16 protein-coding genes are annotated in these 22,144 nt (G+C 68.2%); 7 read left to right on the forward strand and 9 right to left on the reverse strand.

Annotated features, from left to right (window positions below; translation table 11 throughout):
• Nucleotides 1-6: 6 nt before the first annotated feature.
• From WME73_RS25675 to WME73_RS25705, 7 genes are all read right to left on the reverse strand, one after another.
• Complete coding sequence (locus WME73_RS25675; RefSeq protein WP_437911229.1) at nucleotides 7-1,752, reverse strand: glycoside hydrolase family 43 protein; 1,746 nt, start codon at nucleotides 1,750-1,752, stop codon at nucleotides 7-9.
• A 239-nt stretch (nucleotides 1,753-1,991) separates the two neighbouring features.
• On the reverse strand, nucleotides 1,992-2,216 hold the full coding sequence (locus WME73_RS25680; RefSeq protein ID WP_437911230.1) for a hypothetical protein: 225 nt from the start codon (nucleotides 2,214-2,216) through the stop codon (nucleotides 1,992-1,994).
• Nucleotides 2,213-3,421, reverse strand: a complete 1,209-nt coding sequence (locus WME73_RS25685; RefSeq protein WP_437849325.1) for an endo-1,4-beta-xylanase — start codon at nucleotides 3,419-3,421, stop codon at nucleotides 2,213-2,215. The genes WME73_RS25680 and WME73_RS25685 overlap by 4 nt, the downstream gene beginning before the upstream one ends.
• 101 nt (nucleotides 3,422-3,522) lie before the next feature.
• A complete protein-coding gene (locus tag WME73_RS25690) occupies nucleotides 3,523-4,899 on the reverse strand; it encodes a DUF1552 domain-containing protein (protein ID WP_437849327.1) in 1,377 nt (458 codons plus the stop codon).
• The gene (locus WME73_RS25695; RefSeq protein WP_437911231.1) at nucleotides 4,896-6,590 is read right to left on the reverse strand and encodes a DUF1592 domain-containing protein; all 1,695 of its coding nucleotides are present in this window, start codon (nucleotides 6,588-6,590) and stop codon (nucleotides 4,896-4,898) included. The genes WME73_RS25690 and WME73_RS25695 overlap by 4 nt, the downstream gene beginning before the upstream one ends.
• Nucleotides 6,591-7,159: 569 nt before the next feature.
• Nucleotides 7,160-8,290 carry a hypothetical protein gene (locus WME73_RS25700; protein WP_437911232.1) on the reverse strand — a complete coding sequence of 377 codons (1,131 nt, stop codon included), beginning with the start codon at nucleotides 8,288-8,290 and terminating at the stop codon, nucleotides 7,160-7,162.
• A gap of 1,060 nt (nucleotides 8,291-9,350) precedes the next feature.
• Entirely contained in the window at nucleotides 9,351-9,545 is a 195-nt protein-coding gene (locus WME73_RS25705) for a hypothetical protein (protein WP_437739026.1), read from the reverse strand.
• Here WME73_RS25705 and WME73_RS25710 point away from each other — a divergent pair.
• From WME73_RS25710 to WME73_RS25740, 7 genes are all read left to right on the forward strand, one after another.
• On the forward strand, nucleotides 9,535-10,320 hold the full coding sequence (locus tag WME73_RS25710; RefSeq protein ID WP_437911233.1) for an alpha/beta hydrolase family esterase: 786 nt from the start codon (nucleotides 9,535-9,537) through the stop codon (nucleotides 10,318-10,320). The genes WME73_RS25705 and WME73_RS25710 overlap by 11 nt on opposite strands.
• Before the next feature lie 137 nt (nucleotides 10,321-10,457).
• Complete coding sequence (locus WME73_RS25715) at nucleotides 10,458-11,642, forward strand: alpha/beta hydrolase family esterase (RefSeq protein ID WP_437911234.1); 1,185 nt, start codon at nucleotides 10,458-10,460, stop codon at nucleotides 11,640-11,642.
• A 192-nt stretch (nucleotides 11,643-11,834) separates the two neighbouring features.
• Complete coding sequence (locus WME73_RS25720; protein WP_437739029.1) at nucleotides 11,835-13,493, forward strand: DUF1592 domain-containing protein; 1,659 nt, start codon at nucleotides 11,835-11,837, stop codon at nucleotides 13,491-13,493.
• On the forward strand, nucleotides 13,490-14,926 hold the full coding sequence (locus WME73_RS25725; protein WP_437911235.1) for a DUF1552 domain-containing protein: 1,437 nt from the start codon (nucleotides 13,490-13,492) through the stop codon (nucleotides 14,924-14,926). The genes WME73_RS25720 and WME73_RS25725 overlap by 4 nt, the downstream gene beginning before the upstream one ends.
• Before the next feature lie 76 nt (nucleotides 14,927-15,002).
• Nucleotides 15,003-15,482, forward strand: a complete 480-nt coding sequence (locus WME73_RS25730) for a dienelactone hydrolase family protein (protein WP_437748028.1) — start codon at nucleotides 15,003-15,005, stop codon at nucleotides 15,480-15,482.
• A gap of 313 nt (nucleotides 15,483-15,795) precedes the next feature.
• Nucleotides 15,796-17,265, forward strand: a complete 1,470-nt coding sequence (locus tag WME73_RS25735; RefSeq protein ID WP_437911236.1) for a PAS domain-containing protein — start codon at nucleotides 15,796-15,798, stop codon at nucleotides 17,263-17,265.
• Between the two features lie 429 nt (nucleotides 17,266-17,694).
• Nucleotides 17,695-18,774: an SGNH/GDSL hydrolase family protein gene (locus WME73_RS25740; protein ID WP_437911237.1), complete on the forward strand. Its 1,080-nt coding sequence runs from the start codon at nucleotides 17,695-17,697 to the stop codon at nucleotides 18,772-18,774.
• Nucleotides 18,775-19,033: 259 nt separating this feature from the next.
• Here WME73_RS25740 and WME73_RS25745 read toward each other — a convergent pair whose 3' ends face one another.
• Complete coding sequence (locus tag WME73_RS25745) at nucleotides 19,034-20,413, reverse strand: DUF1552 domain-containing protein (RefSeq protein WP_437911238.1); 1,380 nt, start codon at nucleotides 20,411-20,413, stop codon at nucleotides 19,034-19,036.
• On the reverse strand, nucleotides 20,413-22,071 hold the full coding sequence (locus WME73_RS25750; RefSeq protein WP_437917435.1) for a DUF1592 domain-containing protein: 1,659 nt from the start codon (nucleotides 22,069-22,071) through the stop codon (nucleotides 20,413-20,415). The genes WME73_RS25745 and WME73_RS25750 overlap by 1 nt, the downstream gene beginning before the upstream one ends.
• Nucleotides 22,072-22,144: the final 73 nt, after the last annotated feature.

Genomic DNA, 22,144 nt, shown 5'->3' on the forward strand with positions numbered 1-22,144 from the left:
CAACCGTCAATTCGCGGCGGATCCGCTCCGCCCGGCTCCTCGGACACGACGCCGCCGCGCGGCGACCGCGCCCAGCGCGATCAAGGCGGCGAGCGCGCCCGCGGGGGAGCTGGGCCCCGATTGGACCCGGAAGGCGCACCCGCCCTCGTCGCCGCTGGCGCCGTCAGCGGGGGTACCGCCAGCGCCGCCCGTGCCGCTCCCCGCCGTCGCTCCGCTGCCCGCCGTTGCTCCGCTGCCGGTCGTCGCTGCGCTGCTGCTGCTCGCCCCCTCGCCCGACCCGCCGCTGCCCGCCGCTCCCCCTTCACCCACGTCCGGAGCGCCCCCCGCGCCAGCGCCCCCAGCGCCGGTCGGATCCGGGGCGTCGAGCGGAGTGAACTTCCACCAGTTGACATTGAACAGGAAACCGCTCCCACCGGTGAACTTCAGGTACAGATCGTGGTTCCCTGTCGCGCCGTCGACAGCACAGGACGTGGTGGCCCAGGTCTGCCAGCCGCCGGTACCCTCAACCATGCAGGTCCCCACCAGCGTGCCCGTCGGGCCGTCGAGGCGCAGCTCGATGCTGCCGCCGCTGGTCGCCGAGGCCACTCTCGCGTCGAAGGACACCGCGCCGGTGCCAAAATCGACGCCCCTCACCTTGATGTAGTCCCCGTTCTCGATCGACCCGACGTTCATTCCCCCCTCGCCGCATACCTCGGTCTCGACCCCGGATCCCCAGGCGATGGTCTCGGCCTCCGTCATGACATACGGATTCAGGTTGCCGACGCCAGGCGGGCCCTCCTTGGTCATCTTGATCGTCGGGAATGTACCGTCGGCGTTGAACGTGAACCGCTCGACGGCCGCCGAGCGGTGATAACCGCCGCCGCCCGGCAAGGCGCCGTTGTGATAGAAGAAGTAGGAGCTCCCCTTGAAGTCGATGACGCCCGCGTGATTGGTGAAGCTGCTGCCCTCCGTGGGCATGATCACCCCCCGGTAAGTCCACGGGCCGGTGGGTTTGCTGCTCGTCGAGTAGGCGATGTATTCGGAGATAGGGCCACCCGCGTACACCAGGTAGTACAGCCCATCGCGCTTGTAGAGCCACGGGCCTTCTTCGTACTTGGTCTTATGGCGACCATCGTCATTCCCGGTGCGCTGTCCGAAGCTCTCCGCCGTCATGGGCACGCGCACGACGTCTCCCTGGTAGGAGATCATGTCCTGATTCAGCTTCACGTAGCACACGCTCGGGTTTCCCCAGTACAGATAAGCCTGGCCGTCGTCGTCGATGAACGGCGTCGGATCGATATCTCCGCAATCGGCCGTGATCAACGGCTTTCCCAGGGCGTCTTTGAAGGGACCGGTGGGGCTGTCCGACACGGCCACGCCGATGGTCATCCTGTTCAGCGAGCGGCTCGTGACAGGAACGTAATAGTAGAATTTCCCGTTCCTGGGGATGGCCTGGCCAGCCCACGCGTCCCCCTTTGCCCAGCTGAAATCGCTGAATTTCAGCGGCGACCCGTGATCCGTCCAGTTCACCATATCCTTGGAGGAGTACACCCTCCATTCGTTCATCGTGAACCAGTCCGTGGCGCTGTCCTCGTCATGCCCGGTATAGAGGTATACCGTGTCATCGTGGACCATGGGGGCAGGGTCAGGTGTATAAATGGTCTGTACGACGGGATTGTCTGCCAGGGAGACCGACGGAAACGCGGTCACGCCACAGAGCAACAACGCCGCCCGGAGGAGCTCACGTTGGAGGGAGTTCGTGCTCGTCGACATTCTTGGATCCTTGCTGCTCTCCTGAAACTCGGTCAGGCATTGTCAATGTCGCGGGTCGCTCGGCTCATGGCGTTCCGGCGCCTCTCGCCGGGGTGCTTCGCCGTGAAGGCAGCCCGCTGGGCGAGCTCGCGGACATCGCCTAGCGCGGAAGGTGGGCATCGGCGGCAGACGACGTTCGAGCTCCCCGGCCCGGCGACTCTCCGGCGAAGCGCGCCGAGCGCCGCCGCTCAACCCTCATCTCAGAGCTGCGTGAAGAAACCCCAGACCTCGCGAGGATCCCGGGTCGTCGGCTGGCCGTTGTCCTTCGGCGAGGGGGTGTGATCCCCGTCGAACGCACGCCAGCGCGTGGGGTGCCCGCTCGAGCAGCCCGTGTACGAAACGCAGCTGTGCGCGCCGCTGCCCTTGCCCGGCTCGGGCGGACCTTGCGCCGCCCAGCCGCCGTCCTTCAGCGCGACATCGATCACTGGCGATCCAGGAACTCCATCAGCCACTGCATGGCCGGCCGCATCCTGTTGTCATCATACTGGATGCCGGTGTTGTCCCGCCAGGTGGTGCCGACGATGTAGCCCCACAAGGTGATGCCCTGGACCGAGGGGTGGTTCCAGTACATCGTGAACTGCTCCTCCATGATCTGCTTCTGCCTGTTGTCGTTCGCCTCGCCGATGTCGTACTCGGTGATGTACACAGGCTTGCCCAGCGAGGCGAGCCCGTCGACGAAGCCCTTCACGGTGTTGGTGTTGATCTTGTACGCGTCGTGGGCCTGCGCGCCGATGGCGTCGACCGGGGCGCCCGCTGCGATCACCGCCCGCGCGATCTTCATGAAGTTGTTGTGGTCGTTCTGGTACTCGATGTTGTTGTAGTCGTTGAGGATCAGGACCGCGTTCGGGCAGAACTCGCGGGCCCACTTGAAGGAGTTGACGATCCAGTCCCAGCCGCTGGCGCCGTCACCGCCGATGCCGTTCTTGTACGAGGGCGTGGTGTGGGGCGGCGGCTCGTTGACCACGTCGATGTACTTCGTCTTGGGGTAGCGCTCGCAGAACGACTTCATCCAGTCCCGCACGGCCGCCTGCTGCTCGTTGCCGGGGAGGCTCCCGACCCAGCTGGGCTGCTGGGAGCCCCACACGAAGACGTGGTGCTTGAAGATGATGTTGTTGTCCTGCGCGTACTTGTAGATCCTGTCGAGCTTGCTCCAGTCCTTGTTCCCGCGGCTCTTCTCGACCTCGCCCCACTTCCCCTCGTTCTCGGGCGTGATCTGGTTCCAGTAGTTCGCGAAGCCGTCGCGCACGGCGCCGCGCGTCGTGATGTTGCCGACGAACTTCCCCGTGGGCTCCGAGCCGCCGGCTCCGGTGGACGTGCTGCTCGAGGCGTCCGAACCGCCGCCGCCCTCGTTCGATCCGCCGCTGCTGGCGCTCGTCGTGCCGGCGCTCGTCGTGCCAGGGCCCGTCGTGCCGGCGCTCGTCGTGCCGGCGCTCGTCGTGCCAGGGCCCGTCGTGCCGGCGCTCGTCGTGCCGGCGCCCGTCGTGCCGGCGCCCGTCGTGGCGCTGCCGGCTCCCCCCGAGCCGCCCTCGCCACCGCTGTCGCCCCCGTCGCCGCATGCAGCGAGAGTCGCGACCCCGAGCGCGATCCACGTCGTACCGCGCAGCCATCGAGAAGAACGGTTCTTGTTCATGTTGGATTTCCGCAAGTTGAGCGATTGAAGATCGAGGTGCTTTGAGCGGCGAGCCGACAGGCGGCGGCTCGACTTCCGGAACGTCTGGACTCTTTGCTTCTTCAGGCGATGATCGGGTCGACGAGCCCGCCTTCGAGGCTCTCGTCGCCGAAGTCGTCGAGCGGGCCTCCCTGGCTGTTGGTGCATCCGACCGCCGCGCCGATCGTGTTGAGCAGCTTGTTGTTGGTGATCTTGACGTCGACGAACTGGCCGGTCTTCAGGTAGTCCGCGGCGCCGCCGGCGAGGATGTAGGGGACCTTCCGGAACCCGTGGTACTTGTCGGCGTTGTCATTGAGCCACACCGCCACGCCCTGATCGAGGAGCGTCCCCGAGCCGAGCTCGTAAGACGAGAGCCTGTCGAGCAGGTGCTTGAAGAGCCGCGCGTGGATCCGGTCGATCTGGTGGTGCAGCTCCTGCGCGCCCTCGATCGGCGGGCCCGAGGTGCCGTCGCTGTCGATGCGGTGGGAGATCTTGTGGTAGCTCTTCTGCCGGACGCCGTTGATCGTGTACTCGGTCCCGTCGTTGCCGTCGCCCACCTGGAGCGTCGCCACGCGCGTGACGCCGCACGCCATCGCGAGCGCGATGATATCCATCTGCATCCGCGTGACGGCCTCCACGTTCTCGGATCTGCCGACGTTCGGCGAGATCGCCTCCATCTCGGCGACCTGCACCTCCGGGAGCTTGCACGCGAGCGCGACCTCGATATCGCGGATGCTGTCGAAGTGGAGCTGTAGCCGCTCGCGATCGCTCTTGCTGATGTCCTTCCGGCTCATGAGCGCCTTCATCTCCCCGCGCACCAGGTCGTTGATGCTGGTGCGGCGCTCGGCCAGCGACTGCTGGACCTCGGTGTCCACGTCGGCGAGCCCGAAGAGCTTCTTGTACGCGTTGGCCGGGTTGCGCTCGGCTGCGCGCAGCTGCTTCGGCCCGCGGTACGAGAGCACCTCGTTGATGTAGCCGGACATCCTGCCCGCGTAGAGCGTCAGCGGCTCGACGCCCGCCGGGTTGAGCTCGGTCGCGATGCGGTTGTCGATCGACTCGCCCATCGCGAGCGACTCGTTGCCCGCCGGCTGGTCCGACACGCGCGCGGCCGTGAGGCACTGGTTGCCGCCGCCGGAGTGGCCGCACCCGTTGGCCTTGAACGCGAAATCCACGCCGCGCAGCAGGATGAGCTTGCTCGCGTAGTCCTTGAGCTCGCTGACCGCGCGGTCGCTGTCCCGCTCCATCGACGCGGCGGTCAGCGCGCCTGTCTCGCTTGGCCAGAACATCTCGGGCTCGTCGCCGGCCGCCTGCGCCACGCCGTTCGCCTGGCGCATGAAGATCGCGAAGGGCGGCACGTCCCCCGTGCCGGCCGAGGCGCGCCGCGGCGCGAAGGTCTCCAGGAACGGGAGCGCGACCGTGACGCCGAACAGGCCTCGAAGCACACGTCGTCGGGTGATCATGGCGCCTCCGCGGGAACTCGAGCGAGGAACGGAGTGGAGGAGACGATCTCGAGGAGGAGCTCCTTGGTCGAGGAGCCGCCGCGCGACGCCTCGCCGAGCTGCTTGACGAACGCCTTGTCCTTCACGTCCGCGTCGCGGCCGTGGGCGAACTCGAGCCAGCGCTCCGCGTAGCACGCGTGCGCCTCGCTGCTCTCGGCGAGCAGCTGGCTGAACTCGATGGCATCCTCGTAGCTCCTCGGCTGGCCGCCGAGCGTGTAGGCGTCGGCGGAGTTGACCGGCACCCCGTTGTCGGTCGTGCGGTATTTGCCGATCGCGTCGTAGTGCTCGAAGGCGAACCCGGCGGGGTTGATGAGCAGCCCATGGCACGACGAGCCGCACGTCCCCTTGCCCGTGTGCGCCTCGACGCGCTCGCGGTTGGTCGCCTGCTCGCCCGGCGGCAGCGAGGTCGCGTCGTCGGGCGGCGGCGGCAGCGCGGCGCAGAGGATCCTGAGGTTCACGAAGACGCCGCGGTGGATCGAGTCCGGCTGCCGCGCCGTCGCCTTCGCCGCGAGGAAGCCGAGGCGCGTGAGCAGCCCCGAGCGCTCGGCCTCGTCGAGCTCCACCTGCTCGAGCTCGTCCGAGAAGTCGCCGTCGACGCCGTAGACCGCCGCGAGGTGGTCGTTCACGAACGCCGTGCGCGAGGTGAGCAGCTCGGTGAGGCCCCCCTCCCTTTCGAAGACGACATGATCCACGAAGCGCTCCGCCTCGCGCTGCATGTCGTCGCCCATCTCGGGGACGAACTCGGGGTAGAGCGCCTTGTCCTTGTTGAGGTCGTGGTACTGCTCGTAATCGTAGAGCTGCCGGTGGAACGCGCGGACGACCTCGCGGGCGCGCGGATCCTCGAGCATCCTGTCCGTGAAGGCGCGGACGGCCTCGGGGCTCGAGAGCTCGCCCGCCTTCGCCGCCTCGAGGAGCTCGTCGGAGGGCATCGAGTTCCAGAAGAGGTACGAGAGCTTGGCCGCGATCTCGTGGCCGCTCAGCGGGATGAGCCCGCCCCTCGCCGGCCCGGCGCCGCGCTCGACCCGGTAGACGAAATGGGGTGACTGCAGGAACGCCTCGAGCGCCGCGCGCACGCCGGCCGCGAACGGCTCCTCGCCCTCGAAGAGCTCCTCGCCGCGACGGAACAGCGCGACATACGTGTCCCGCTCCTCGGCCGCGAGCGGGCGCCGGAACGCCCGCTCGCCGAACCGCTCGATGAACGCCTGCGCCCGCGCCTCCGGCTCGACCGGCAGGTCGGCGGGCACGAGCCGGCCGAGCTTGTCCTCGTCGGCGGTCACCATCGCCGCGAGCTCCTCCGCGGCGCGCTGGTAATCGCTCCAGAGGCCCGGCGTCACCAGGAGCGCAGCTTCGTTGTTGTCGAACACGCCGCCGAGCGGATCGCTCGTGAAGGACGCCGAGAGGCCGGGCCTGTCGTCGAGGCGCAGGAGATCGCGCACCGTGTTCTCCCACTGCGCGTGGCTCAGCCGCGGGAACATGCTGCGCTCGGCGACCTGCGGCGCCGCCGCGCCGCCCGGCAAGGGGCCGTCGCCCTCCTCGTGGGCGCCCAGAGAGCCCGTACACCCCGCGAGCAGGAGCGCCGCAGCGCAGAGCGGCGCGCCCAGCGCGCGCCTCCAGCGTGGCAGGAGGATCATCGAAATAGACGGTGGGGTCATCGTCTCTCTCTCCTGGTGAAGCGCTGGCGACCGGGCGGCCAGTTCAGCGTGGCTCTCAACGCGACTACCATCCAACAGAAGCCGTGGTGTTCACTCCGTCATCGAGCGCGGCGTCGATCTTGCCTGTCGCATGGGACCCGCAGCCGTTCAACACTGGACGATTCAAACACGATCGAAACTCGTGAGCTCGCGAACGAACGCGATCACGAGAGATCGCGCGGTCTCGAGAGGGCGACCCGACGGCCTGCGGGGCGCCGATCCGCCGCCCGCGGCGCGCACCGCCGAGCGAACGGGGCCGGTGCCGACATCCATCGAAGGACGGAGGTCTCGGTCCGCGTGACGACCCACCCAAGACGAAGCAAAAGGATACCGCTCCGAAGCAATGTGAACGATCACAAGATCGATGTCAAACCCAATCAACCCACCCGCATGGTCGCTCCGGCCCGAGCGAGGACGCTGGCATGGTCGTGGGACCGCGAGGACTGGAACTTTCCGCCAGCAACACGCATGCTGAGAGCGCCGTTACGTACGCCGAGCGACGCGAAGGCGCGCGACGAGCGCGGAGGCTGCTAGCGGTCGAAGAAGTCGAAGACGTCGGGCAGCACGAGCGGAACCATGCCTGCATGGTCCGCATCGACTTCCTTGTATGTGATCGTGTAGCCGCCAGCCATCATCCAGTCGCGCAGCGCCCGGCTGCCGGTCAGGGAAGGTGTGCCGCGGGTCCCTTCCGTCACGAAGATGGGCACGTCGAGCAGCCGGTCCCACGGATAGCTCGACTCCTGGACGAAGGGGCCGGACATGGGCGCCAGAGCCGTCCAGTAGTCGGCGTATTTGCCGCCGATGTACCAGGTGCCGCCGCTCCCCATCGAGTGTCCGGTGAGGAACATCGCGCTGCGATCGATCGGGTACTCGTGCAGCACCAGCTCCAGGACGTTGATGACGTCCTTCTCGCTGAGCTCCTGGTCGCGTTCTCGCTCGGGCGTACGCATGGCCAGGAGCTTCTCCGCCTCGTCGGGTTGCCCGAACACGGCCGGCAGCCGCAGGAAGTTGCCGTAGGCGCCTCGATGGCCGAGCGGCGAGACCAGGAGCACGCCATGCTGGTCGGCCAGATTCACCATCTGCCTGTTGTTCTGATCCAGGTACGAGCTCTCGTCGTTCGAAGCGCCGTGCAAGAACATCACGAGGGGCAGCTTCGACGTGCCGTCCCAGGCATTCGGGACGCAGACGCGGTAGGGAACGTCGGCGCCCGCTTCTGGAAAGCGATACGTCCTGCGCTGGTCGCCTTTGGCTCGCCACTGCGGAGAGCCGGGATCGGCGACGGACTCGGCGAGCGCCCGCGCCTCGAGCACCTGGGTGCGCGGATCGAGCGTGGTCCCGAACGAGATGGTCACCGGCTCGAATTCGCCTGAACCGCCCTCCCCGCCCGCCCCTGCGGCGCCGCCTTCGCCGCCGGCCGCCGTCGTCCCGCCGCCGGGCGCTTCGCCGCCCGTGCCGGCGCCCGCTTGACCGCCCACGCTAACCGAGGCGCCGCCAGGAGCCCCCCCGCTGGAGCCGCTGGAGGCGGCGCCCGGTGCGCTGGCGCCGTCCCCACCTTGGCCGGTGGAGGCAGCGCCGCTGAGGGCATCATCGCTCCCGCAAGCGGCGAGCGACAGCGCGCAGCCGATGCAGGCCAGTGACGAAAGGAATCGGCGTGTCGTCATGCTCACTCCAGGGACGAGATCAGCCCGTTCTGGGCGCGCTGCCGAGCGCTCGTGGTTCTCCGAGGCCTCGTGGCGCGTGACTCGATGGCTTGTTCACGGCTCGCAGAAAAATGCACTGACACCAACCAAGCTCACGTCACGAGCGAGCTGCTGGCGCCCGCAGGATCCGGCGGCACCCAGCGCGATGCCTCGAGCCGTTCCACTGGACCACCGATTCGCGCATCGCGGCTCGTGTGCCTGCGCAAATACGATGTCAGCAGCAGGCCCCCGAGGGCGCACCGTGAACGATCACATTCAGGGCGTCAAACAAAATTGACCAGCCCACGGCTCTCCTCGATCCCGAGTGTTCTGGTCGGCTTCGAGCCAGTTGCGCGGCCTGGTGAGGTGCCCCACCGTCCGATGGCCCAGATCGGGGAGATGGCGGCTCGCGGCCGCCTCACCGCCGTGCTTGTCGATGGCGACCACCGCGTTCGAATCGACCGGCCCCTCTCGACACAGCGCCCACCGGCTGATCGGAGATGACGTGACGGAGCACGTCCGCCGCCGACGCTACTGTTGCGCTGCGGGGCGACTGTTATGATGCCATTGGCGCCCTCGTCGTACAGGCCCTCGACTGGCGCGCGGCCCGGTGCCCCGCTTGACGCGCCGCTTCGTCGGAGGCGCCACGCCAGCCCTGTCCTCCCTCGGGATCGAGGAACTCCGCGGTCCCGTCGACAAGAGTTGACATCGAACATGTGAACGATCACAATGAACACCTTGCCGCGAGCGCGGCGAACGGAAATCCAGCGAGACGGCTTGTTTACATCAAAGTCGCGCAAGCTCGCTGAATCCCAGCTCAGCCGTCGGACTCGGGTCCTTCAATCAACTGGAAACGACCTCACGCTGCGGGCGCGCCTCGTGGAACGCCGCCGGTGAGGGAAAAATCGCGCCTGGGTATTCGAATGACGAACCAATCTACACTCGTTCGAGCCACATTGTTCGCGGCGCTGGCCGGCTCTTGCGCTCTCTCGGCTTGCGGAGGCGGCGCCGATGACGGCGCGAGCTCGTCAGGCGACGACCCTCACGCCGGGGCGGGCGGGGCCGCCGTCTCAAGCAGCAGCGGCAGCACCACGACCAGCGGCGGCGCCACGACCAGCGGCGGCGCCACGACCGGCGACGGCGGCGCGTCCGCGGGTGGATCAGGCGGAGAGGGAGGCACGAGCGCAAGCGGCGGATCGCCGGGGGCGGGCGGCTCGGGCGGATCGATGGGAGGCAAGGTCCCCCCGCAGCCGAGCACGGGTTGCGACAAGGCCAATCCGCAGACGGGCAGCGCGCAGAGCCCGCTCACCGTATCGGGTCACCAGTACTACGTGAAGCTGCCGACCAACTACGACGCCAGCAAGCCGTATCCGGTGATGATCATGTTCAACCCGACGGGCAACCCGATCAGCTGGGCAGAGCAGAACGCGGGCTTCGAGGCGACCGGCCCCAGGGAGGCCTGGATCCGCGTCTACCCTCATCCCGCCAACTCCGGCTCGGGCTGGGGGGCGAACGACGTCTCCTTCTTTCAGCCGTTCTACGAGGAGATCACCGGCAACTTCTGCATCGACAAAGCTCGCGTGTTCGCGGCGGGCGAGAGCTCGGGCGGCGACTTCTCGAGCATCCTCGGCTGCGAGCACGCGGACAAGCTGCGCGCGGTGGGCCCGTGCGCCACCAAGAACGTACCCCAGTATCCGCTCAACGCCGACACCCGAAAGTGTACCGGGCAGGTCACGGCGGTCGTCATCCACGGAAAGCGCGACTCTGTGGTCGGAACGGACAACGGCCCGAAGACGCGCGACTTCTATACCGAGCTGAACCATTGCCAGGCGAGCACGACGCCGGTCGACGGGTACACGGACGATCTCTCGACCTGCGTCCTGGCTCAGGGCTGCGACGAGGACTATCCGGTCTACTGGTGCCAGCACGGGGACCCGAACTACCAAAACACCAATCATGGTTGGCCCGCGTTCGCGCCCAAGTTCCTCTGGAGCCTGTTCTCGACCTATTGAGAGACATGATTGGCCCGGCGGCGCTCGGTGCATGACGCCTGCGTCAACCAGCCGGGGGGGGCGTGACGAACGACCCGCGATCACCCGAGCCCCCGGCGAGCAGAAGCTATCGAGGTGGTGTCCTTATGAGTAGATCTGTGTTTCGACTGAACGTTCTCTTCACCGTGGGCGTGGCGGCGGGGCTGGCCGCATGCGGCTCGGAGGCGGATCCCGTCGACCCCGGCGCTGGTGGCTCCTCTGGCGCATCCACGAGCGGCGGTTCCACCTCGGGAGCGACGTCGGGCGGAACGTCCAGCAGCAGCGCGGGCACGGCCGCGAGCACGGCCGCGAGCACGAGCAGCTCTGCCGGCACGGGCGGCGACTCGTCCGGCACCGGTGCCGGCGGCTCGACGGGCGACGGCGGCTCGACGGGCGCCGGCGACGGCGGCTCGACGGGCGCCGGCGACGGCGGCTCGACGGGCGCCGGCGACGGCGGAACGATGAACCCGGGCGACGGCGGCTCGGTGGGCTGCGGAAAGGCCGTGACGCGCCCCAACCCTCGCACGCAGCAGACGCTGATGGTCGGTGGGGTGACGCGCTACTACCTGATTCACGTGCCGGAGAACTACGACCCGAGCAAGCCGCTGCCGCTGGTCTTCGGTATCCACGGCCTGAACATGAACAACGTGTGGGCCGCGCACGACAACAGCGGATTTCAGCTCATCCAGGAGACCAACAACCAGGCGCTGCTCATCTACCCGCAGGGCTTGCCGGCAGACGGACAATCCAGGCCTCCGAGCACCGAATCGCAGTGGGGTACCGCGGACTCCAACTGGGGCGGTCCGCCGCCCAACGCCAATCAGGCGCGCCTGACGGCCGACCTGGCGTTCTTCGATGCCATGCTGGAGCACGCCAAGACGAACTACTGCGTGGACACGAAGCGCGTCTTCGCGGTCGGGTTCAGCCAAGGTGGTTTCATGACGAACACGCTCGGCTGCCAGCGCGCCTCCGTGTTCCGCGGCCTCGCCCCGGTCGCTGGATGGGGCCCCAACGGATCCCAGCCCACGTGCAGCGACGCCAGCGCCGCGCACGCGCTGATTCAAACGCAAGGCGACACCGACGGGACCGTGACCCCCCAGCTGGGACAGGCGACCCGAGACTTCTGGCGCGGCCGTAACGGCTGCCAGGCGACCACGATGCGATCGAGCTTCGGCGACGCGTGCGTCGAGTACCAGGGCTGCAAGGAGGGCCAGCCGGTCGTGTACTGCACGCACCCCGGCGGTCACAACGTACCGTCCGGCGCGGGCGGGCGAGCCTGGCGCTTCTTCCAGTCGCTCAAGTGAGCTCCGCGAACCGTGGAGTGGACGCGGCCTCCCGCAGGCCGTCGAGTGAGCGCGATCTGTTCGATGCATGGATTCTCGATTTCAGATGAACACGACAGTCACTGGATGATGGTTGCATTGTAACTGCGCTGAATAGCTGATTCGTCACCCGAGCTTGGTCAGGAGGCAATCATGACCCCACCGTCTTTTTTAATGACCGGCTTGCCACGCGGCAGGCGGGCGCTGACCGCGGGGCTCTGCGTCACCGCGCTCCTGCTCGCGGGATGCACGGGCGCCTTGGGCGATCCGGATCCGGAGGGGAGCGGCGGCCCTCCTCCGGACGGCGGCGGCCCACCCACCGGCGGGGTGGCGCGCGGCATCGACATGCCGGGTGGGCCGCAGTACCACCGGTTCGTGCGCCTCACGAACTCGCAGTGGGCGCGCAGCGTGCAGGTGGTCCTGAACCTCGCCGCTCCTCCGTCGCTGTCCGACGGGTTCGAGAAGCCCGTCGCCGGCACGACGGACTTCACGAACAACGAGCACCTGCTGAGCGTGAACCAGCGCTCGTGGAGCGACTACCAATCGGCGGCGGAGGCGCTCGCCGAGGAGGTGACGGATTCGGAGGAGGCGCTCGCCGATGTTTACCCGGGCACGGACGCGGCCGGCTTCATCGAAGCCGTGGGGCGCCGCGCGTATCGCCGTCCGCTGACGGACGACGAGATCGCCAGGTACGAGGAGCTCTTCGAGACCGGAGCGGCGATGTCCGGCACGAAGAGCGCGTTCGCCAAGGGCGCGCAGCTCGTGATCCGGACGATGCTCCAGTCGCCGCACTTCCTCTACCGCACGGAGCTCGGCGAGGATCGCAAGCCGCTCGATGGTTACGAGATCGCGGCGAAGCTCTCGCTCTGGCTGCGCGACGCCGCGCCGAGCGACGAGCTGCTCGACAAGGCGCCCACGCTCACGACGCCGGAGGCGATCGCCGCGGTCGCCGAGACCATGCTGGAGGAGCCCACCGCGGCCGAGGGCATGCGGTACTTCCATCGCGAGCTGCTCCACTTCGATCGCTACGCCACGATCAGCAAGCTCGGCGTGCCGAGCTACGACGAATCGTTGAACGTGGAGTACGAGGAGAGCGCGTACCTGTTCTTCGACAAGATCTTCACCGAGGGTCTCGGCGTGAAGGAGATCCTCACGTCCACCAAGGGCTTCGTGGGGCCGGGGATGGCGAGCCTCTACGGCCTTTCGCCGAGCGGGAGCGGCGTCGTGGAGCGAGACCTCGGTCCCGATCGCGTCGGCTTCTTCTCGCAGCTCCCTTACCTGACGCTGAACGCCCTGAACGACGAGTCGGACTCGATCCACCGCGGCGCCAACATCAACTTCGACGTGCTGTGCGCGCCGCTCGGCGCGCCGGCCCCCGACATTCCGCCGGTCCCGCCCCTCGAGCCCGGGCAGACGAACCGTCAACGCATCACGCGGCTCACCTCCGCCTGCGGCGGCGCGTGCCACAACCAGCTCATCAACCCCGTCGGCTTCGCCTTCGAGCACTTCGACGGCATGGGGCAATATCGGGACGAGGAGAACGGAGGCTTGCCGATCGACAGCAGCGGTGTCTACACGTTCTCCGAAGGGGCCAAGTCGTTCGCGGACGCCGGCGAGCTGATGCGCCACATGGCGGAGGGCGAGCAGGCTCACCTCTGCTACGCCAAGAAGCTCGCGAGCTTCGCGCTCCAGCGCGACGTCGTCCCGTCGGACTTGCCGCTCGTCGAGACGCTCGCCGAGGTGAGCCGCGGCGCCAGCGGCTCGGTGAAAGAGATGATGCTCGAGCTCGTGAAGAAGGAAGCATTCCGGACTCGCATGGGAGGTACGCTGTGAACCCCAAGATCGCAATGAACCTCGCTCCTCCGAACGCGGCGCACCGGCGCGGCATGAATCGGCGCGCGTTCCTGCGCGCGGGCGGCGTCGCCATCGCCCTTCCGTTCCTCGAGGGTCTGCCGTCGCGCTCCGCCTGGGCCGCGGACAGCACGCCCGTGTTCAGCCTCTACATCGTGGCGGCGTGCGGCGTGGTGGGCAAGAAGTTCTTCCCGGACGAGACGGGTCAGCTCACGACCGACGGGCTCGCCGCCATGACGGACAAGGCGACGCACGTGCTCGCGCCTCACGCCCCGAACCTGCTGTTCATCCGCGGCATCAACTTCCCGATGGGAGGGCCCACCAACTGCGGCCACGCGCAGGGCCTGTGTCAGGCGCTCACCGCGCGCCCGGCGCAGGGCGGCGGCAGGACCGCAGCCTCGACCGGCGTGTCCGCGGACGTGGTCGTCGCCCAGCTGGTGAACGAGGGCGGCGCCGAGCCGCTCACGCTTTACGCCGGCAACCGCAAGAACGGGTACATCGCCGAGCGCATCTCTTTCAAGGGCAGCGGCTCCGGACAGGTGCGTTCCGCGGACGACAACCCGTACACGCTCTATTCCAAGCTCGTCGGCCTGACGAGCAGCGGCGGCGGTAGTAGCAGCGGCGGGCAGGTCGCCGAGGAGCTCATCCGCAGCCGCAAGAGCGCGAACGACTTCGTGCGCGAGGAGCTGAACAGCCTGATGCGCATGTCGGCGCTGAGCTCCGCCGACAAGCAGCGCCTCGAGCAGCATTTCGACGCCATCCGCGACGCCGAGGTCACGATGGGCGAGATGGCCGGGACCTGCAGCCAGGCCGGCCTCTCGACGTCGGAGCTCGAGGCGCTCGAGGGCGGCTTCGCGTTCAAGACGAACGGCATGATCGAAGACGTCGCGAAGCTCCATCTCGAGCTCGTGGCGCTGGCGTTCGCCTGCAACTTCAACCGCGTGGCGACGCTGCAGCACGGCGACGGCACGGATCAGACGAAGTATGCGGTGCCGGCGAACGAGAAGCTCGGGTGGCCCTTCCACCACATCAGCCACCGTGTGCAGTCGGACGCCTCTTCGGGCAGCAACCCGACGGCCGAGCAAGCGCACGCCGAGATCGACGTGCTCCGCATGCAGACGCTGCTCCACGGCCTCGATCAGTTCAAGGCGCGCGGCCTGTTCGACAAGTCCATCATCCTGTGGACGAACCACGTGTCGGACGGCCCGTCGCACAGCTTCCGCGACGTTCCGACGATCATCGCCGGGAGCGGCGGCGGCTACCTGAAGCAGGGTGCTTTCATCGACGCCGAAGACGCAACGAACAACCGGCTCTTCAACGGCCTCATCGCCGCCGCCGTTCGGGACAAGACCGAGTGGACGGAGAACTTCGGCGAGGGCAAGGGCTCCGGGCCCATCGACGGCATGCTCGCCTGAGCGGCATCGCCGGCGGTGCGCCTCCCTGGATTCGGCACCAGAACTGCGAACGCTCAACTCGACTCTGGAGTGGGCCATCAAGGAGAACGGGCGAGCGTGCAGCCAGTACTACCAGCGCCTGGCTGCCGACAAGATCGCGGTCATGGGTTGGTCCTGCGGCGGACTGATGGCCGAGGGTGCTGCCGGCGACCCGCGCGTGACGACCGCAGTGATCTGGAGCAGCGGGATGATCAATCCCGATCAGAAGATCCTCGACGCGCTCCACGCGCCGATCGCGTTCATCCTCGGCGGCCCCGATGACGTCGCTTACCCGAACGGGACCCGGGACTACCGGAACACCCGCGACGTGCCCGCCGTCCTTGCGAGCACCAACGTGGGCCACGGCGGCACCTACGGCCAGGACAACGGCGGAGTCTTCGGCAGGGTCGGCGTCGCCTGGCTGGGCTGGCAGCTGAAGGGTGACATGGGCGCGACCGGCAAGGGCATGTTCGTCGGCGCGAATTGCGGCCTGTGCACCGACCGGGCATGGACCATCGAGTCGAAGAACATGGACTGACGTGCGGCGCGCGACCGGCGCTCCCCGCATGACGAGCCCAGTCCTGGGCCAAGCCGAAGCGGCGGCCCAGGAGAACGTGAGCGCTCACACACTTGAGTGTAAGCCCGATCGGCTGCACGCGTCTTGACGCGATCCGGCGGCTCGACGATAGGGCCGGCGCGGTGGCGCAGGCGCTCGTCGCTGGGCCATCGCCGCCGCGGGGGACGACAGGCGCGCCTCGCGGCGGGCCTTGTCGACTTTCCGGCGAGATCGACTTGCGGAACCGTTAGACTACGGGCGGCGCGCTCGCGGATCGGCGCGCGGAGGAGCGAGCATGGGTCGCGACAGGGGCGAGCGGACATCCGGACCGTTCGGAGGCGCGGACGCGGAGGGGGTGTCCGGAGGGGACCACGACTCGGCAGCAGGGAGCACGGCGGGCGGGCCCTGCCAGCTCGACGGGGGCCCCGCGCCGGGCGGGGTTTCCGCGCGCATCGATGGCGAGATTGACTACAAGGCAGAGTGCTGGGCGCTGCGCGCGCGGGTCGAGGAGCTGGAGAATGAGCTGGCCAGTCGGCGCGGCGAGCTCGGGCGCGAGAGAGGGTTGGTCAGCGCGGCGGCGGCGTACCTCGACGCTCCGTTCGCTCTGGGCGCCACGCAAGTGCCGGCGCTGATCCACTGGCGCCTGGATGGCACCGTGACGCGCTGGAACGACGCCGCGGGGCACCTCTTCGGCTGGAGCGAGGGCGAGGCCGTGGGCCGCCGGATCGAAGAGCTCGTTGCCGCGGATCCGGTGTCGCCCCAGGAGGCGGAGGCGTTCAACCACGATCCTGGCGAGAGCCTCTTCGCGACGACCACGAGCGCGGGCAGGACGAGAGAGGGAAACGAGATCACCTGCCGGTGGACCTACGCCGTGCTGCGCGACGAGCGAGGCGACGTCCGAGAGATCGCGGCCATCGTGGATGAAGGCGACGATCCGCGGCAGAGGGAGCGCCTGCTGCACGAGCGCTATCAGATGCTCCTGCAGCTCGTGGACAACTCGCCGAACGTCATGTTCATCAAGGACGCGGACGGACGCTACGTGTTCGTCAACCGCCATTATGCGCGGGCCCTCGGGCGGCACGCCGTCGAGTTCCTCGGCAAGGACGAGCATGAGTTCGGCGCCACGCCGCCCGGCGTCGCCGACCGGATCGTGGAGAAGGAACGGGAGGTGTTCGCGAGCGGCCAGGCCATGCGGTACCAGGAGGTCCTCGACTACGGCAGCCAGAACTTCTATTTCTTCACGGTCAAGTTCCCGGTTCGCAACGAGCGCGGCGAGCTGGTCGGCGTCGGCGGCGTCGTGAGAGAGGACACGGACCTGAGGCGCGCGGAGGCGGAGCGGGCCGCGCTGCAGGAGCAGATCATCGCCGCGCAGCAGGACGCGCTCCGGGAGCTGTCGACGCCGCTCATCCCGCTCGCCGACGGCGTCCTGGCCATGCCGCTCGTCGGGACGGTGGACGGCGCGCGCGCGGGGCAGATCATGGAGACGCTGCTCACCGGGATCGGCAGCCAGCGCGCCCACACCGCGATCCTGGACATCACCGGCGTTCGCGCCGTCGACACGCTCATCGCCGATGCGCTGACGCGGACCGCGCGCGCCGCCCAGATGCTCGGCGCGCGCGTGGTGCTCACGGGCATCCGCCCCGAGGTGGCGCGCGCCCTGATCGAGCTCGGCGCGGACCTCACCGGCATCGTCACGATGGGCACCTTGCAGAGCGGAATCGCGTACGCGCTCCGGCCCACGGAGCGCCCGCGCGTCGCCCGGTGAAGCGCGCCACGGCTGCATCCTAAAGAGACCGAGACCCCTCCCCCGCGCGGCGACTGGAGCGCGCGACCCGGCTACGAGCTCGCCCCGACGCTCGCGAACGCGCCGGGCGTGACCGCCGTGCTCGAAGGCCGCGCGCCGGTCCATTTTCTTTGACACCAGCAGTGTGAACGCTCACAGTGCGCCTTGGGGTTTCCTTTCGCGTTGCCCTGAACAGGCCGTCGTTCGCGCCGGCCCTTCGTCCCTGGGCTCGGGCTCGCCCTCTGCGCCGATTCCATTCGCCTGGTCGTCGCGGACGCGAGCAACGGCGAGGTCGCGAGGGAGTCGCGTGTCGTTTCGGCGGCTCTCGGTCGATCATCCCGACGGCGCAGCGGAGCTCGCATCCTGCGGCTCTCCGCTTCGGCGTGCGTGGGACGGAGGAATGCGATGCGTATGGTTCAAGAGAATGGTTCGCTGTGTGGGTCGCGCGAGCGGAACGATGCGGAGATCCGGAGACCGCGCCGCTCGACGTGGGCCACGCTGGTGGGGACTGCCGCGCTGGTGGCGATGTTCAGCGGGTGTTCCGATGATCCGGAAGGAGCGACGTCGACCAGCTCCGGAGCCGGCGCAAGCGCTACGACGGGCGCGACCAGCGAGGGGGTGACGAGCGGCGGCGTGACCAGCGGGAGCGCTGGAGGGGGAGTCGCCACGAGCGGCTCGACAGGCTCGGGCGGCGGTGACGGCGGCGGCACCGGGGGCGCCGGCGAAGCGGGCTCGGGTGGCATGGGCGGCGCATCCGACGGTGTCGGAGGTACCACGGGCGACGGAGGTGCCGCAGGGGGCAGCGCTGGCGCGGGCGGCGGCCCGTCATTCCAGCCCTGCCCGGCGAGCGGCTCCTGTAAGATCATGCCCTTCGGCGATTCAATCACGCAGGGTTTCAACGTCGCCGGCGGCTACCGCGCCCCGCTGTTCCACCTCGCGCTCGAAGCGAACCGCGACATCACCTTCGTCGGTTCCGCCAGTGATTACAGCGTGCCCATGGTGGACGGAGTGACGTTCCCGAGGAACCACGAGGGTCACGGCGGCTGGACGATCGAGGGCAACAACGGCATCGCGCAGCTCGTGGGCACCAGCATTCCGAATTACAAGCCCAACATCATTACGTTGATGATCGGAACGAACGACATCAACGGTAACATCAACCTTGCGGACGCACCGAATCGCCTGGGCAAGCTGCTCGACTCGATTTTCATGCGTGACCCGAACATCCTCGTGGTGCTCGCGCAGATCGTGCCGACGAGAACGGACGGCACGAACAACGCCATCAAGGCCTACAACGCGGCCATGCCCGACCTGGTTTCGACGCGCGTCAGCAAGGGGCAGCACATCGTGCTGGTGGACATGTACACAGCGTTCACCAACGACACGAACTACAGGCAGTCCCTCCTCGGCGACAATCTCCACCCGAACCAGGCAGGGTATAACCGCATGGCCGAGGTTTGGTTCCAGGCGTTGAGTCCGTACCTCCGCTGAAATCGAAAGGCGAACGCACACCGGATTTCCGACAGCGGAGCTCCCGGACAGGATACACCCGAACGAGGCCGGCTACGTGCGCATGGCGAACGTCTGGTACGGGGCGATCGGCGACCTCTTGCGGTGAAGCGGCGTCTCGGTCGCGCCTTCTCCGTGCGACCCGCCTGCTCGCGCCGTGTGACGGCGCCAGCCCGTACATCAAGGAGCGCCGGCCGGCGTCGTTGATACCGCTCCGGCCGGCGTTCCGCCCTTGCGACGGCTACGTCAGGTTCGTGAGCGGCCCGGTGCAGAAATTCGGGTCGCCGAACGTGTTCCGGCTGTCGCCGAACAGGTTCAAGATCGAGACGAGCAGGTTGTTGTGCGGGAGGTTGGGGTACCGGACCCAGCGTCCAGTGCGCAGGCCCCCGCCGCCACCGGCCAGCAAGAACGGCATGTTCGACTTGTTGTGGCTCGGCGGATCCGAGAGCTCGGACCCGAAGAAGACGACGCTCTCGTCGAGCAGCGAGTGTCCCCCCATGTCGACCTTCGCCATCTCCTGAAGGAGGTAGAGGTGCTGCTGCGAATACCAGTTGCAGATGCGCTCGCACTCGGCCGGCCTGAAGCCGCCGTCGTGCTGGTAGAAATGGTGGTGCTCGCTCAGGTTGAGCCAGGGGAAGGTGTGCTTCGCCTCGGTGTCGCTCCACTGCAGCGTGCCGACCGCGGTGATGTCGCAGGCGAGCGACATCACCAGCATGTCCATCATCAGCTTGCCGACCTTCGGGATCGCCGCGTCGGTCGAGGTGTCCTTGACCTTGCCGTCGTTGTCCGCGCTGAGCCCCGTGCGCGGGTTGTAGTCGGACGTGTCGACCTTCGTCGGCGCCTTGCACGCGCTCGTCTCGACCGGCGGCGCGCTGTCGAGGCTCTTCTCGATCTCGCGGATCTTCGTCAGGTGCTGATCGATCTTCTGCTTGTCGGCGGCGCCGAGCCGATTGGACAGGGCGGAGTAGCGCCCGTCGAGGAAATCGAGGATCGATCTCTTTCGCGCGAGTCGGCGGGCGGCGTCGTTGCCGGCGGTGGGATCCAGCGTGCCGAAGAGGTCGGTGAAGATCTCCGTCGGATCGAGGCGCGGCGAGATCGGCCTGAACGGCGCGGCGCTCTCGAAATTCGCGGCGTTCATCGGTGACAGCAGGCCGTGGGACTTGCCCGTCGCCCAGCGCACCGCGATCTCGATGCTCGCCTTCGCCTTCTGACCGGCGGAGATCCGGGAGGCGATCACCTGATCGACGGACGGTCCGCCTCCGTAGCCGCCGTTCGGGGCCTGGGTCGTGCCCGAGAGCCAGGCGATGATCCCGGCCTGGTGCTGCTCACCGAGCGCGCTCTTCATGTCGAGGCCGTCGACGACGAGCAGCCGGTCCTGCACCGGCGCGAGCGGCGACAGGATGGGCCCCAAGGTGAAGTTCGTCTCGGTGCCGGTCGGCCGCCAGCGGTTCATCACGGTCCCGCCCGGCGTGTAGACGCCGAGGAAACGCTTGGCGGGGGTGGCTTGCGCGCTCGCCGTGCGTTCGGGGCCCATGATCTCCAGCCAGGGGAGCGCGATGGCGATGGCGCCAGCGCCGCGCAGCACGGCACGTCGGCTCAAACGAAAGTTCGACATAACCATCACTCCTCCTGGGCAGCCATGTAGTGGAAGGCATCCGTCTGCGTGAGCTCGATCAGGAGCTTCTTTACATTGTATCCGGACGCCTTGAAGGCGTCCGTGACAGCCTTCTTGGTGCAAGCGTCCCCGGCGCGAAGCGTGAGACCATAGCCGTACTCGGCCCAGTGCGTCGCGAAGCAGTTCTGCACCGCCTCGGTCTGGGCGAGCCCCTGCACCAGCTCGATCGGCCCGTTCACCTTGATGTCCGTGCCCGGGACCCCGCCGCTCGCGTCGATCGGGACGTCGTTCTCCGTCGTGCGGAACAGCCCGACCGCGTCGTAGTTCTCGAGCGCGAACCCGACCGGATCCATGAACTGGTGGCACCCCGCGCAGACCGGATCCTTGCTGTGCTGGCTGAAGCGATCCCGCGCCGTCGCGCCGGTGTACGGATCCGGCGGCTTCACCCTCTCCAGGATGTCGCCGGTGGGGAGCGGGATCTTCTGGCACATCAGCTTGTCGAGCACGAACGCGCCGCGGACCACGGGGTTCGTGTTGTTCGAGTGCGTCGTCCCGGCCATCATACCGGCCTGGGTGAGGAGCCCGAGGCGCTGGGTCGTGTCGAGCTGCACCTTCTGGAAGTCGTCGCCCGTCACGCCGGAGACGCCGTAGAACGCCGCGAGAGGTCCGTTCATGAACGTGTACGGGGCCGTCAAGACGGACGCCCAGGTGCCGTTCTGCTCGAAGATCTCGTGCTCGAGCAATCGCTGCGTCTCTTCGTGCATGAGCGAGCCGATCGTCCGCGAGAAGGTCGGGAACGACTCCGCGTTTCGCTCGAGATCCGCGAGGCTGCTGATGGGGAGCAGGTTGTCGAAGAAGTACCGGACGATGACCCGGGACCGAGGATCCTCGAGCATGCGCTCGGCGTGAGCGCGCACGCCCTCCTTGGTCGAGAGCTCGCCCGCCTGCGCCGCCACGCGCAGCTCCTCGTCGGGCATCGTGCCCCAGAGCAGGTACGATAGGCGCGTCGCCATCTCGTCGCCCGTGGGCCGGCGGAGCTCGGGGCGCTCCGGGTCGGGTGTGCCATACTCGATGCGGTAGAGAAAATCCGGCGATTGAAGCAGCCCCTCGATCACCGTCGCGATGCCGGCGTCGAACGTGGCGTCCGTCCGGCCGGCGCTGTACAGCGCGAGGAGCTCGTCCGCCTCGCCCTCGGCGAGCGGCCTTCGGTACGCGAGCGGCGCGAGTCGCTCGATGATCGTGCGGGCGCACGCCTGCTCGCCCTCCGCCGTCACGCTGCGCGCGCAAGGGTCGAGCTTCGCGAGCGCCTCCGGGGTGGCGGTCGCGCGCTTGGCGATGCCCTCCGCGACGGTGCCCAGCTGCTCGGCGAGCAGGCTCGAGACCGACAGCGTGTCCGCGTCATTGCCGAAGCCGTTCCCGACATCCTCGCTCGGAAGTGAAACGGCCGGCTCTGTCGTGTCGCCCAGGAGGTCGCGGACGGTCTTGTTGTATTCGAAGCGCGTCAACCGCCGCAGCGGCGCTCGCCCGGGGTACACCGCGCCGTCCTCGCAAGCGGCCGGGTCCGTCGGGCCCGTGCCCGTCGAGGTGGGCGGCGGGTCGTTCGGTGTGGAATCGGAATCGTCGGAGCGAAACCCGCCCAGGTCTCCCGTGCAGCCGCTGGCCACGATCAACGCGATCGAGACAGCTGACCGAGAGCCTAGGAGAGGACGCGCCTTCTCATGATCTGAGGGCCTAACC

Origin of the sequence: Sorangium sp. So ce302 (genome assembly GCF_051530145.1) — a bacterium.
GTDB lineage: Bacteria > Myxococcota_A > Polyangia > Polyangiales > Polyangiaceae > Sorangium > Sorangium cellulosum_B.